This is a genomic window from Dickeya sp. Secpp 1600 (assembly GCF_003049805.1).
In the GTDB taxonomy this organism is placed as follows: Bacteria; Pseudomonadota; Gammaproteobacteria; order Enterobacterales; family Enterobacteriaceae; genus Dickeya; species Dickeya fangzhongdai.
This window is the reverse complement of record NZ_CP023484.1, coordinates 2,795,510-2,808,826: the sequence shown is the minus strand read 5'-3', so window position 1 is coordinate 2,808,826 and position 13,317 is coordinate 2,795,510. Positions and strand designations below refer to the sequence as shown.

The 13,317-nt window shown below is 64.1% G+C and carries 13 protein-coding genes; 8 read left to right on the top strand and 5 right to left on the bottom strand.

Annotated elements, in window-relative coordinates; translation table 11 throughout:
• The first annotated feature begins 79 nt into the window (after nt 1–79).
• The 8 genes from CPA59_RS12520 (at nt 80) to CPA59_RS12485 (ending at nt 8,693) form a co-directional block, all read left to right on the top strand.
• Nucleotides 80–1,066 (top strand): ABC transporter permease, encoded by a 987-nt coding sequence (locus tag CPA59_RS12520; RefSeq protein WP_038919244.1) that lies wholly within the window; start codon nt 80–82, stop codon nt 1,064–1,066.
• A 1-nt stretch (nt 1,067) separates the two neighbouring features.
• Nucleotides 1,068–1,973 carry an ABC transporter permease gene (locus CPA59_RS12515; RefSeq protein ID WP_038919242.1) on the top strand — a complete coding sequence of 302 codons (906 nt, stop codon included), beginning with the start codon at nt 1,068–1,070 and terminating at the stop codon, nt 1,971–1,973.
• Entirely contained in the window at nt 1,970–3,670 is a 1,701-nt protein-coding gene (locus CPA59_RS12510; protein ID WP_049854070.1) for an ABC transporter ATP-binding protein, read from the top strand. Before CPA59_RS12515 ends, CPA59_RS12510 begins: the two co-directional genes overlap by 4 nt.
• Before the next feature lie 12 nt (nt 3,671–3,682).
• Complete coding sequence (locus tag CPA59_RS12505; RefSeq protein WP_107759533.1) at nt 3,683–4,462, top strand: SDR family oxidoreductase; 780 nt, start codon at nt 3,683–3,685, stop codon at nt 4,460–4,462.
• A 61-nt stretch (nt 4,463–4,523) separates the two neighbouring features.
• The gene (locus CPA59_RS12500; RefSeq protein ID WP_107759531.1) at nt 4,524–5,726 is read left to right on the top strand and encodes an amidohydrolase; all 1,203 of its coding nucleotides are present in this window, start codon (nt 4,524–4,526) and stop codon (nt 5,724–5,726) included.
• Complete coding sequence (locus CPA59_RS12495; RefSeq protein WP_107759529.1) at nt 5,723–6,979, top strand: D-amino acid dehydrogenase; 1,257 nt, start codon at nt 5,723–5,725, stop codon at nt 6,977–6,979. Before CPA59_RS12500 ends, CPA59_RS12495 begins: the two co-directional genes overlap by 4 nt.
• A 79-nt stretch (nt 6,980–7,058) precedes the next feature.
• Entirely contained in the window at nt 7,059–7,736 is a 678-nt protein-coding gene (locus CPA59_RS12490; protein WP_049854066.1) for a TetR/AcrR family transcriptional regulator, read from the top strand.
• 42 nt (nt 7,737–7,778) lie between these two features.
• Nucleotides 7,779–8,693 (top strand): 4-hydroxy-tetrahydrodipicolinate synthase, encoded by a 915-nt coding sequence (locus CPA59_RS12485; protein ID WP_107759527.1) that lies wholly within the window; start codon nt 7,779–7,781, stop codon nt 8,691–8,693.
• A 56-nt stretch (nt 8,694–8,749) separates the two neighbouring features.
• Here the strand turns inward: CPA59_RS12485 and CPA59_RS12480 are convergent, their stop codons facing one another.
• The 5 genes from CPA59_RS12480 to CPA59_RS12460 form a co-directional block, all read right to left on the bottom strand.
• On the bottom strand, nt 8,750–9,667 hold the full coding sequence (locus CPA59_RS12480; RefSeq protein WP_107759525.1) for an aminotransferase class IV: 918 nt from the start codon (nt 9,665–9,667) through the stop codon (nt 8,750–8,752).
• A 9-nt stretch (nt 9,668–9,676) separates the two neighbouring features.
• Nucleotides 9,677–10,459 (bottom strand): amino acid ABC transporter ATP-binding protein, encoded by a 783-nt coding sequence (locus CPA59_RS12475; RefSeq protein WP_038658117.1) that lies wholly within the window; start codon nt 10,457–10,459, stop codon nt 9,677–9,679.
• 25 nt (nt 10,460–10,484) lie between these two features.
• Nucleotides 10,485–11,159: an amino acid ABC transporter permease gene (locus CPA59_RS12470; protein WP_038919234.1), complete on the bottom strand. Its 675-nt coding sequence runs from the start codon at nt 11,157–11,159 to the stop codon at nt 10,485–10,487.
• A gap of 8 nt (nt 11,160–11,167) precedes the next feature.
• Nucleotides 11,168–11,839 (bottom strand): amino acid ABC transporter permease, encoded by a 672-nt coding sequence (locus tag CPA59_RS12465; protein WP_038919233.1) that lies wholly within the window; start codon nt 11,837–11,839, stop codon nt 11,168–11,170.
• A gap of 317 nt (nt 11,840–12,156) precedes the next feature.
• Complete coding sequence (locus CPA59_RS12460) at nt 12,157–13,311, bottom strand: PLP-dependent aspartate aminotransferase family protein (protein WP_038919231.1); 1,155 nt, start codon at nt 13,309–13,311, stop codon at nt 12,157–12,159.
• Between the last annotated feature and the right edge of the window lie 6 nt (nt 13,312–13,317).

Genomic DNA, 13,317 nt, shown 5'->3' with positions numbered 1-13,317 from the left:
GTGAACCCAGAGCACGCCGATTTGCGATGGCGTGCTCCGGGTCGCTCCGTAAATGACGCCGGTGCATAAAAGGTGAGTGATGAGAAACATTGAACGAATCCGACAGGTGCTGTGGCGTACGGTGCTGCATGCGGTGCCGGTGGCGATCGGCATCGTGATCGTCGTGTTCTTTTTGCTGCAGTTGGTGCCGGGCGACGCCGCCGATGTTCTGGCCGCCGAGGCGGGCAGCGCCACCGCTGAAACCACGGCGCAGATACGCCGGCAGTTCGGGCTTGATCTGCCGGTGCTGCACCAGCTGTACAACTACCTGTCCAACCTGGCGCACTTCAGTCTGGGGTTTTCGCCGCGCTACAACGCCCCGGTGACGGATCTGATCTTGTCCCGCCTGCCGCAGACGCTGTTTCTGATGCTGGCCTCGCAGCTGGTGGCGATTGTGGTGGGGATCGCTCTGGGCGCCGTGATGGCGGTGTGGGCGGGTAAATGGCCGGATCGGCTGCTGTCGTTTCTGGCGCTGTTGCTCTATTCCACACCGGGATTCTGGGTTGGCCTGATGGCGTTGATTCTGTTCTCGGTCCGGCTTGAGTGGTTGCCGGGCGGCGGCAGCGCCACCATCGGCGCGGAGCTGCACGGCTGGGCCTATCTTAGCGATCGGTTGCAGCATGCGGTGCTACCGGTCGGCGCCCTGAGCAGTTTCTTTATCGCTATTTACGCCCGCCTGACGCGCGCGGCGATGCTGGAGATCGACCGTCAGGATTTCGTGCGCACCGCCCATGCCAAGGGGCTAAGCCCGTGGCGGGTGACGCTGCGCCATATTCTGCGCTGCGCGCTGCTGCCGGTGACCACGGTCGCCGGGATGCATATCGGCAACCTGCTGGGCGGCGCGGCGGTGGTGGAAACCGTATTCAGCTGGCCGGGCCTGGGGCGGCTGGCGCTGGAGGCGGTGATGGCGCGCGATTTCAACGTGCTGCTGGGCGTGTTGTTGCTGTCGGCTTTTCTGGTGATCGTCGCCAATATTCTGGTCGATGTGCTGCAAAGCTGGCTGGACCCCCGAATCAAGGCGAACTGATATGAAAAATACCGTTTCTTCCCGCGCGGCCGTTGGCGAGCTGGCGCCGCCGCGCCGCCGCGTGCGGCTGTCGCCGGAGGTGAAGCTGTTTTTGCGCAATCCATCCGGCATGGCGGGCGTCGTGCTACTGGTGCTGGTGGCGGTGATGGCGCTGACGGCGTCGTGGGTGTACCCCGGCGACCCGCTGGATATGGTGGCGCCGCCGTTTCTGTGGCCGGGGCAGGACCCTGCTTTCCCGCTGGGCACCGACTCGCTGGGGCGTGATGTCGCCGCCGGGGTGGTGCATGGCGCGCAGGTTTCGTTGCAGATCGGTTTTTCCGCCGTGGCGGTCAGCCTGCTGATCGGCGTGACCGTCGGCGCAAGCGCCGGCTTCTTCGGCGGCAAGGTTGACCACTTGCTGGTGCATGCCACCGAGCTGTTCCAGACCTTTCCCACCTTTTTGCTGGTGGTGGTGCTGGTGGCCATCGGTCAGCCGTCGGTGATGCTGATCGCCTGCGCCATCGGCGTCGCTTCCTGGCCCACTATCGCCCGGCTGGTGCGGGCGGAATTTCGCACCTGGCGCGAAAGCGATTTCGTGCTGGCGGCGCGCAGCCAGGGGTTTTCCAGCCTGCGCATCATGGCGCAGGAGATCCTGCCCAACGCGCTGCCGTCGATTATCGTCACCACCTCGGTGATGGTGGCGTCGTCCATTCTGATCGAGTCCGCGCTGTCGTTCCTCGGGTTTGGCGATCCGAACCGGGTGAGCTGGGGCAGCATGATCGGCGCCGGGCGCGAGTCGCTGCGTTCGGCGTGGTTTTTAACCGCGATCCCCGGCGGGGCGCTGGTGCTGACCGTGCTGGCGCTCAATCTGGTGGGGGATGCGCTCAACGATGCGCTGAACCCGCGCTCACGGAGGGAACGTGTATGACCCCGCTGCTGGAGATTCAGGATTTACGGGTGACTTTCCCCGGCCATCAGGCGGTGCGCGGTCTTGATCTGGCGCTCAACCCGGGCGAAACGCTGGCGCTGGTAGGCGAGTCCGGCTGCGGCAAATCCGCCACCGCGCTTTCCATCATGCGGCTGGTGGGCGCGCCGGGGCAGGTCGCCGGACGCATTCTGTTCGACGGACAGGATCTGCTGGCGCTGCCGGATACGGCGATGCGCCAACTGCGCGGCAACGCAATTTCAATGATTTTTCAGGAGCCGATGACCTCGCTCAATCCGGTGTTGACCATCGGCCAGCAGATCGTCGAAACCCTGCGGACGCACCAGCCGCTGGCGCCTGTCCGGGCGCGGGCGCGCGCCATCGAGCTGCTGGATCTGGTGAAGATCCCGGAGCCGAGGCGGCGTATCGACGACTATCCGCACCAGCTGTCCGGCGGGCAGCGTCAGCGGGTGATGATCGCTATGGCGGTGGCCTGTCAGCCGAAGCTGCTGATTGCCGATGAGCCGACCACCGCGCTGGACGTCACCATTCAGGCGCAGATTCTGGCGCTGCTGGATCGACTGCGGCGCGAGCTTGCCATGAGCCTGCTGTTGATCACCCACGATCTGGGGGTGGTGGAGCAGTGGGCGGACCGCGTGGCGGTGATGGTCGGCGGGCGCAAGGTGGAGGAGGCTGCGACCGACGCGCTGTTCCGGGCGCCGCAGCACCCCTATACCCGCGGGCTGCTGGCGACGTCGCTGCATCTGGCCGATGACCTGCACTACCGGCGGCAACGCCTGCCGGAGATCCGTCATCCCGACAGCGGCGACGCCGGGCAGGTGTCGGTCGTCACGCCGCCCCCGCGCAGCGTACCGGTTCCGGATACCACCCGGACGCCCCTGCTGTCGCTGCATCGGGTGCATACCCGCTACGCCACGTCGCAGGGCGTGGTCAATGCGGTGAAGGATATGTCGCTGGACATTTATCCCGGCGAGACGCTGGGGCTGGTGGGGGAATCCGGCTGCGGCAAATCGACGCTGTCGAAGACCATTCTGCGCCTGCTGCCCGTTGCCGAAGGCCGGATGCTGTTTGACGGTCAGGATATTACCCATCTGAACGAGTCGCAGTTGCAGCCGCTGCGCCGCCGGGTGCAGATGATTTTTCAGGATCCCTACGCATCGCTCAATCCGCGTCACGATGTCCAGCGCATTCTGGAACGGCCGCTGATTGTGCATGGCGTGACACGGCGCGCCGAGCGTCAGCGGCTGATCGGTCAGACGCTGGAGCGGGTTGGTCTGCCGCTGAGCAGCCTCCATCGTTATCCGCACGCGTTTTCCGGCGGTCAGCGTCAGCGTATCGGTATTGCGCGTGCGCTGGTGGTTAACCCGTCGCTGGTGATCTGCGACGAGCCGGTATCGGCGCTGGATGTGTCGATTCAGGCGCAGATCCTCAATTTGCTGGTGGAACTGAAGAGTGAAATGGGGCTATCGCTGCTGTTCATTTCGCACGATTTGTCCGTGGTGCGCTACATCGCCGACCGGGTGATGGTGATGCGGCTCGGCGAGTGTGTGGAAAGCGGCGATTGCCAGCAAATTTGGCGGCAGCCGCAGCACCCCTATACTCGCCTGCTGCTGGACTCCGTGCCGGGGCGGCGGCAGGCGCCGGCGGATGCCGGCCGTTTTTCCGTGGTTAACGCATAAGGAACAACCGATATGGATTTGGGTATTGCCGGCAGACAGGCGCTGGTATGGGGCGGCAGCCGCGGGCTGGGCAAAGCCGTCGCCCGTCAACTGACGCAGGAAGGCGTGCAGGTCACGCTGTTGGCGCGCACGGCGACCGCGCTGCGTCAGGCGCAGGATGAGATCGAACAGGCGGTCGGCGTGCGTCCGCAGGCGACGGTGGCGGACATCACCCGTCATGAAGGACGACTGGCCGCGCTGGCGGCCTGTCCACAGCCGGACATTCTGATCAATAACGCCAGCGGCCCCGCGCCGGGCGATTTTCGTGACTGGACGCGCCAGCATTGGCTGGACGCGCTCGACAGCATGATGCTCGGCCCGATCGAGATGATGCGTTTGACGGTGGATGGGATGCGTCAGCGCGGCTTCGGGCGCATCGTTAACATCACCTCCCGCAGCGTGAAGATTCCGCAACTGGAACTGGGGTTGTCGAACAGCGCCCGCTCGGGGCTGACCGGCTTTGTCGCCGGGCTGTCCCGCACGGTGGTGCGGGACAATGTCACCATTAACAATATTCTGCCGGGAATCTTCGATACCGACGGCCAGTGGCAACACATTCAGTCACTGACGACGCAGACCGGCAAATCCTATAAACAGTTGCACCGGGAGCGAGCCGCGGCCAACCCGGCCGGGCGCTATGGGCAGCCGGAAGAATTCGGCGCCGCCTGCGCGTTCCTGTGCTCGCGGCAGGCCGCGTTCATCACCGGGCAGAATTGGCTGATCGACGGCGGCAGCTATCCAGGCACTTTTTAACCGTTTAACCGCTTAACCGTTGCGCCCGCCGTCGGCAGGCGCAGACCAGAGGGAACACGACATGGCGGACTATGAACAGACGCTGCGGCAGATGGTTCCGGCACTGACCGGGATTCGCCGTCATATTCATCAGCATCCGGAAATCGGTTTTGAGGAGTTCGGCACCGCGGCGTTGGTGGCGGAGAAATTGCGCCAATGGGGGCTGGAGGTGACCACCGGCATCGGCGGCACTGGCGTGGTGGGGTCGCTGCGCGGGAAACAATCGGGCGAGGGCGTGATAGGCCTGCGTGCCGATATGGACGCGCTGCGTTTGCAAGAGAAAACCGGCCTGCCGTATGCCTCGGCGTACGACGGCAAGATGCACGCCTGCGGTCATGACGGCCATACCGCCATGTTGCTGGGCGCGGCGTGGCTGCTTTCCCGCCATCCGGATTTCGCCGGGACGGTGCATTTCATCTTCCAGCCCGCCGAAGAGGGGCTGGGCGGCGCGCGGGCGATGCTCGACGATGGCCTGCTGAACCGCTTCCCGTGCCAGCGCCTGTTCGGGCTGCATAACAAGCCCGGCATAGCGCTAGGGCGCTTTTCGTTGTGCAGCGGGCCGATGCTGTGCGCCAGCGACACCTGGCGGGTGGTGTTCCGCGGCACCGGCGGCCACGGCGGCTCCGGCGCGCACCTGTCGATTGACCCGACGCTGCCCGCGGCACAGTTTGTATTGGCGTTGCAGACCGTGGTCAGCCGCAATGTACCGGCGATGGAGGCGGCGGTATTGAGCGTCGGGCATATCGGCGGCGGCGATCCGCAGGCGCCCAACGTGATCCCCGACCACGTCGCCGTGACCGGCACCGGGCGCAGCTACTCGGCCGTCGTCCGCGAACTGCTGGTAAAGCGACTAACCGCTCTGGCGCAGCACAGCGCGCAGGCGTTCGGCGCGACGGCGGAAGTCGATTACGAATTTCAGTATCCGGTGCTGGTTAACGACCGGGAGATGGCAGGGCGTGCGCGGCAGGCCGCCGGTCGGGTATCCGGCGCGGACGCGGTCGATGGCGACATGACGCCGTTGCTGGGGGCGGAGGATTTCGCCTATCTGCTGGAACAGCGCCCCGGCGCGTTCATCATGGTGGGCAACGGCAATGACGACGACGCGCACGGCAGGCCGCTGCATACCCCGCATTACGATTTCAACGATGCATTGATTCCGGTCGGAGTGCGTTACTGGGCGGAGCTGGTGCGTCAGGAACTGCCGATCGCAGGAGGTATCGCATGAAGGTGATGGTGCTTGGCGCGGGCGTGGTGGGCGTCGCCAGCGCCTGGTATTTGCATCAGCAAGGGTTTGAGGTCGAGGTGATCGACCGCCAGCCCGGTCCGGCGCTGGAGGCCAGTTTCGCCAACGCGGGCGGCGTGTGTCCCGGCTTCGCCGGCCCCTGGGCATCGCCCGGTATGCTGCTCAAGGCATTCCGCTGGCTGTTTGTGCCGCAGGCGCCGCTCAAATGGCGCCCGGCCCTCAGCCCGGCGCAGTGGCGGTGGCTGTGGCGCTTCGCCCGCAACTGCCGGCTTGACGCCTACCGCGCCAACAAAGGCCGGATGCAGCGTATCGCCCACTACAGCCAGCAGTGCCTGCACCAGTTGCAAAACGAGCTGGGGCTGGATTACGCCCGATCGTCGTTGGGGGTGCTGCAACTGTTCGGCAACGAACAGGAACTGGCGATGGCGCACCATGCTTCGCAGGTGTTGACGCAGTTCGACGTCAATCACCGGTTGGTGGACCGTCAGGAGGTGACCCGTATCGAACCGGCGCTCTTGCAGGCGAGCGTGCCGCTGACCGGCGGTCTTTATCTGCCGGACGACGAAGCGGGCGACTGCGCGCTGTTTACCCGGCAGTTAGCTGAGGTGTTGCAGCAGCGCGGCGTGCGCTTCCATTTCAATACCCCGATTGAACGCCTGCGGACGAACGACGACCGGCGGCGGGTGACCGGCGTGGAAACCGGCGCCGGTACGCTGGCGGCGGATGCGGTGGTGGTGGCGCTGGGGTGCGCCTCGGTGCCTTTGCTGCATCAGGTGGGCATCCGGCTGCCGATTTATCCGGTGAAAGGGTATTCGGTGACGCTGCCGATCGTCGACGACACCGCCGCGCCGCGGGTGTGCGTGATGTACGAACACCATAAGGTGATGATCGCCCGTCTGGGGAACCAGTTGCGGGCGGCGGGTATCGCCGAAATTTCCGATTTCAGCACCCATCCGGACGCGAAGAAGAGCGCCTTTGTGGCGAGCGTGGCGCAACGGCTGTTTCCGGGCGCGGGCGACTATCAGGCGGCGCAGCGCTGGTGCGGTCTGCGGCCGATGACGCCGGACGGTCCCGGCTATGTGGGCGCTACGCCGGTAGCCGGCCTGTTTCTGGCTTGCGGACAGGGTTCCAATGGCTGGACGCAGGCGGCAGGCGTCGGGCGTATCGTCGCGGATGTGGTAGCCGGCAGAACGCCGGATATCGATCTGGACGGGTTGACGTTGGCGCATCGTTAACCGACGGACCGGGGGAGAGAGGCCCAGATGCGTCGGGGCAGGTGGATTCACTATAAAGGGGCGGCAAAAAGGACAATCAATGAATACAGCAGCCAAAGAAAAAGAGGTGGATGTTCGCCAGCGCATCCTGCAGGAAGCGATGACGCGTTTCGCCCATAAAGGCAGCGACCTGACTACGGTGCGGGAGATTACCGAAGCGACGCAGGTCAACGTTGCCGCCATCAACTACCACTTCGGTTCCAAAGACGGGTTGTTGCAGGCGGTGCTGGATGCGGTGTTGCAGCCGTTGAACACCGAACGCGGCCGGTTGCTGGACGAGGCGGAGCGGCGGTGGGGCGATTCGCCGCCGCTGGCGGCGTTGCTGGATGCCCTGTTGCGCCCGCTGGTGCAGAGCGCCCGCACGCCGGACGGCGGCCGTATCGCGGTACGGCTGTTGCAGCACCTGCGCGCCACGCCGCAGGGCGAGGTATCGCTGTTGCTGTCGGACCGTTTTGATGGCACCGCCCACCGCTTTATTCAGGCGTTCGTCCGGGCGGTGCCGCATATTTCACGCGCCGAGGCTATCTGGCGCTATGAGTTTGCCCGCGGCGCGGCCATGCACGTGCTGGCGGACGTCGATCCGCGTTCCGGCCGTTTGTCGCTGTTATCGCAGGGATTATGCGACAACAACGACGACGAGCAGGTGCTGCGGCAACTGTTACGGTTCGTCAGCGCGGGCTTCGCCGCGCCGTCGACGGATTCCGCGCCGGGCGAATAACCGTTTTTCATGACAACCACGTTTCATCAGACAGGAATGGCTATGAGCAGAGAAAAAATCGAAGGGTCGTTTGTGGCTCTGATCACCCCGTTTAACGACAACGGCAGCGTGGATTTCGGCGCGTTCGAAACCCTGCTGCAGTTTCAGGAGCAAAACGGCACCGCCGCGGTGCTGATCATGGGGTCCACCGGCGAAGTGTCGATGCTGTCGCCGGAAGAACGCCGGGAAATCATTCGTCGCACCGCCCGTTTCAACAGCGGCAAGATGAAGATCTTTTTCGGTTGTACCGGCAACAATACCGATACCACCATCGACTATGTGCGTTTTGCCAAAGACAACGGCGCTGATGGCGCCATCATCGCCGCGCCTGCCTATATCTGCGCCAGCGAAAGCGATATCGAGCACTATTTTCTGGAGATCGCCGACGCCACCGACCTGCCGCTCGGTATCTATAACAACCCGCCGCGGGTGAAAACCGACCTGCACTGGACGTCGCTGCTGCGTATCTTCAGGCACCCGAACTACGTGATCCATAAGGAATCCACCACCCGTGTCGGCCAGGTGGCGCAAGTGTTGGCGGGCAACCCGGACGTGTCGGTGATGTGCTGCGATTCGCCTAATCTCGGGCTGGTCGTACCCACGATGTCGCTGGGCGGTCACGGCACCGCCAATATGACCGGCAATATCGCGCCGGCGGAGCTGGCGGCGATCTCCCGGCCGTGGCGAGAGGCGGGCGATGCCGAGCGTTTTCGCAACGCGTATCAGCATCTGCTGCCGCTGCTGCACTACACCTATTCCGCCATTAATCCGGTGGCGGTGAAATCGCTGATGAAGGCGTTCGGCCTGCCTGCGGGCAGCCTGCGCCGCCCGCTGCGCGATCTGGACGGCGACGCGCTGGAGCGCGGGGTGCGTATCGTGGCGGAGCTGGGGCTACGCGAGAAGTATGGGTTTCGCTGACTGACGGCAACCGGGGCGCGGCCCCGGTTTTTTGACGGTGCCTGCCGGGCGGCGTATCAGGTTTCGATAAAGGTCTGATAACACGCTTTGAGTTGCTGGGTGATGTGGCGCTGCGTCGGATCAAATTCCCGTCCATCCAGCTTACGCACCGGGGTGATGCCCGCCAGCGTGCCGGTGACGAAGGCTTCATCGGCGGTCAGCGCCTCCGCCAGCGTGAAATCATTCACCCGTACCGTCAGGCCGTGGGCGCGCGCCAGATCGATCACCGTCTGGCGGGTGATGCCGTTGAAGCAGTAGCGGCCGCTGGAGGTCCAGAGTTCGCCGCGCCGCACGATAAAAAAGTTGGTGGAGTTGCAACTGGCGACGAAACCGTGCGGGTCCAGCATCAGCGCTTCGTCAGCGCCGGCCTCGATCGCCTGCAGCAGCGCCTGAATCAGATTCAGGCGGCTGTGGGAATTGAGCCGCAGGTCGAACACGTCCGGCGTGCTGGTGCGGTAGCTGGAGGTGAACAGCGCCAGTCCGCGTTGTTTGGCCGCTTCATCCACCACTTTGTATTCCGCCACGCACACCACCGTCGCGCCGCCAAGGATAAAGCGCGGATCCTGATTAGGCGTGCTTTTGCGCCCGCGGGTGATCATCAGCCGCAGGTGCGCGCCGTCGGTCATGCCATTGATAGCCAGCGTGCGCAGCAAAATGTCGATCAGTTCAGCACGGCTGTGGCCGATATCCAGCCGGATGGCGGCCGCGCCGGCCAACAGCCTGTCCAGATGGGCGTCGAGGGAAATCAGACGGCCATTGACCAGCCGCAGGCCTTCCCAGACGCCGTCGCCGCAGACGTAACCCGAATCAAACACCGATACCACCGCCTGTGAGCGATGCACGAATTCACCGTTGACGTACACCAGCACGTCGTCGTTGCGGGGATCCTGCCGGTAAGCCTGGCTGCTGACGGCGGAAGGGGATGAAGCGTTCATGACGACTCCTTAAAACGCGCGTTCGGCGAAGCGGGCCAGAAACGCCTGCGTGCGGGGTTGTTGGGGATGACGCAGCACCTGTTCGGCGCTGCCCATTTCGTGAATAACGCCGTCGGCGATGAAGATCACCCGGTCGGCGAAGTGCCAGGCGAAGCCCAGTTCATGGGTCACCAGCAGCAGGGTACGCCCGTCGTCCGCCAGCGCGCGAATGGTGTGCAGCACTTCGCCCACCAGTTCCGGGTCAAGCGACGAAGTGGGCTCGTCGAACAGCATGATTTCCGGCTCCATCGCCAGCGCGCGGGCAATCGCCACCCGCTGTTGCTGGCCGCCGGACAGGTTGCCGGGGCGGGCGTGGAGTTTGTCCGCCAGCCCGACTTTCTCCAGTTGCCGGCGGGCAATGACCGCGGCGTCGGCGCGCGGCAGCTTTTTCACCGACAGCAGCGCTTCCTGCACGTTTTGCAGCACCGTCAGGTGCGGAAACAGGTTGAACTGCTGGAACACCATGCCGACGCGCTGACGTACCGCGCACAATTGCTTTTCCGCATAGCGCCGCGCGCCGTCCGGCAACGGTTGACCCAGCACCTCGCCGTCCAGCTCGATGGTGCCGCCGCTCGGCACCTCCATGAAATTCAGGCAGCGCAGCAGGGTGCTCTTGCCGGAACCGCTGCCGCCGATAATGGCGATTTTCTCCCCGCGCCGCACATCAAGGTCGATGCCTTTCAGCACCGGCTGACCGTGAAATGCTTTGGTCAGTCCGCGCAGCCGTAAAACGATATCCTGCGAATCAGTCATAAAGGGTTTCCGGGTTGATAAAAGGTTATCGGGTTGATAAAGGCGAGCGCCAGCGCCGCTCCAGCCGCGCGGCCAGATAGCTGCCGGGCCAGATCAGCACGAAATAGAACAACGCCACTACGGTGAGGATTTCCAGCGGCCGATAGGTATCGCTGCTTAGCAGCCGGCCCTGATACATCAGTTCATTGACCGCCAGCATCGACGCCAGCGAGGTGACTTTGGCCAGTTCGATCAGGCGGTTGGTCAGCGCGGGCAACATGCGTTGCAACACCTGCGGCAGGATCACCCGCCGCAACGCCAGCGGGTAAGACATACCGAGCGCTTTGGCGCCTTCCCACTGGCCTTGCTCCATCGATTGCAGACCGGCACGGAAGATTTCGGTGCTGTAGGCGGCGGTGTAGAGCGTCAGCGCCAACGTCGCCGCGCCAAAGGTGCTGAACTGGATGCCCGCCAGCACCGGCAGAGCGTAGTAAAACCAGATCAGCTGAATCAGTACCGGCGTATTGCGAAACAGCTCGACGAACGCCATCACCGGCAGACGGACGGCGCGGCGACGCGCAGTGCGGGCGATGCCCAGCGCCAGCCCAAGCAGGGTGCCGCCGATACCCGCCAGCAGCCACAGCTCCAGCGTGACGCCCAGCCCGCGCAGCAGGACGGGCAACTGTTGCCAGATGAAGCCAAAGTTCCATTGATAGTGCATCGGCGACCTCACTGTACACGGGCGTAAGACAGCCGCCGCTCGACGTACTGGCTCAGCAGGCTAAGGACAAACAGCAGCGTGAAATAGAGCAGCGCCGCCAGGCTGTAGACTTCCAGCGGACGGAAGCTCTGGCTGTTGATCTGCATCGCCTGATACAACAGCTCGCCGTAGGCCAGCGACGACGCCAGCGAAGTGGATTTAATCAGCTCGAACGAGCGTTCAATCAACGGCGGGATCATGCGTCGCAGCGCCTGCGGCAGGATCACGCGGCGCAGCGCCAGCGGGCGCGACATGCCGAGCGCTTTGGCGCCTTCCCACTGACCCTCGGCAATCGACAGGATGCCGCCGCGGTAGACTTCGGCGTAAAACGCGGCCGACTGCGCCGACAGGGCCGTTACTGCGGCCGCGAACGGCGACAGGGTCAGCGGGCTGACGACCGGCAGCGCGTAGTAAATCCAGAAAAAATGCACGATGGCGGGCGTGTTGCGGTAAAAGCCGATGAACAGGTGAGCGGGCAGGCGCAACAGCCGGGTGGACGACAGTTTCATGGCGGCCAGCAGCGCGCCGACCAGCATCCCGATCAGAATGCTGGTAAACCCGATGCGGACCGTTCCCCATAACCCGTCCAGCAGCAATGGCCACCAGTGCGGCAGGGCGGAAAAATCCCATTGATAACGCATGTGTTTTTCCCTGATAACGCCAATGGCGTACGAATTGTTATATCGATAATGTTTTTTATATCCACCGCATCTTAGCAGCCGAAAAATGTGATAAGTAAATGCTAAAAAAGCGGATTGATAGCCGATTTTTGGCTAAGGAAAGCGGGAAATTCGCTGAGTCGCAGATAGAAAATCGGGCTTTCGCCGCGTCCGTGCGGCTCACCCGGCGAAGTCGCCTGCCTCAGCACAGTTTTTGACGCCGGAAAACCCCCTCACCCTTGTACTTAAGGGGTTTGTCAGTCATCTGGGGCTGTCGACGACAGCCCTGATAAGCGGGATTACGCCGTCTGGCCGGTTAACGCCTGCCGGATATCGGCGATCAGGTCTTCCACGTTTTCGATGCCGACCGACAGACGCAGCAACTGCGGCGTGATGCCGAGGCGCAGGCGCTGTTCCAGCGGCAAGGAAGCGTGGGTCATGTTGAAGGGCTGGCTGATCAGGCTTTCGACTCCGCCCAGACTTTCCGCCAGCGTAAACAGCCGGGTGCGCTTAATCACCGCGCCGGCGTAGTCGGCGTCGCCGCGCAGCCTGACGCTTATCATGCCGCCGAACGCGCTCATTTGCCGACGCGCCAGCGCATGCTGCGGGTGAGACGGCAGGCCGGGATAGTACACCTGCTCCACCTGCGGTTGCTGCTCCAGCCAGCGCGCCAGCGTCAGCGCGTTGTCGCTATGGCGGGCAAGGCGCAGCGCCAGCGTGCGAATACCGCGCAGCGTCAGGAAGCTGCTGAACGGATCGAGTACCCCGCCCACCGCATTCTGCAAAAACGCCAGTTGCGCCGCCAGCTCCTGGTCCCGCCCGACTACCGCCAGCCCGGCGACCACATCCGAGTGGCCGTTCAGATACTTGGTGGCCGAGTGCACCACGATATCGAAGCCCAGATCCAGCGGCCGCTGCAAGGCCGGGGAGGCGAAGGTGTTGTCCGCCACGCTGATCACGCCGCGGCGCTGGGCCAGTTCGGCGATGGCGCGCAGGTCGGCCAGTTTCAGCAGCGGATTGGTGGGCGTTTCTACCCAGATCATGCGGGTTTGCGGGGTGATAGCCTGCTCCAGCGTGGTCAGGTCGGCCGGGTCGACGTAGGTGACGCTCAGTCCGGCGGTACGCTTGCGCACCCGGTCCAGCAATCGCCAGGTGCCGCCGTAAATATCATCCACCGCGACGATGTGGCTGCCCTGATCGAGCAGTTCCAGCACCGTGGCGCTGGCCGCCAGCCCGGAGGCGAAGGCAAAGCCCTGAATGCCGCCTTCCAGCGCGGCGATATTGGCTTCCAGCGCGTGGCGGGTCGGGTTGCCGCTGCGTGAGTACTCGTAGCCGGTGTGCTGACCGGGCGCCGGCTGGGCGAAGGTGGAGGTGGCGTAAATGGCGGGCATCACCGCGCCGGTGCTGTCCGGCGTGTAGCCGGCGTGAACGGTCAGGGTATCGAAATGGCTCATGGTTAA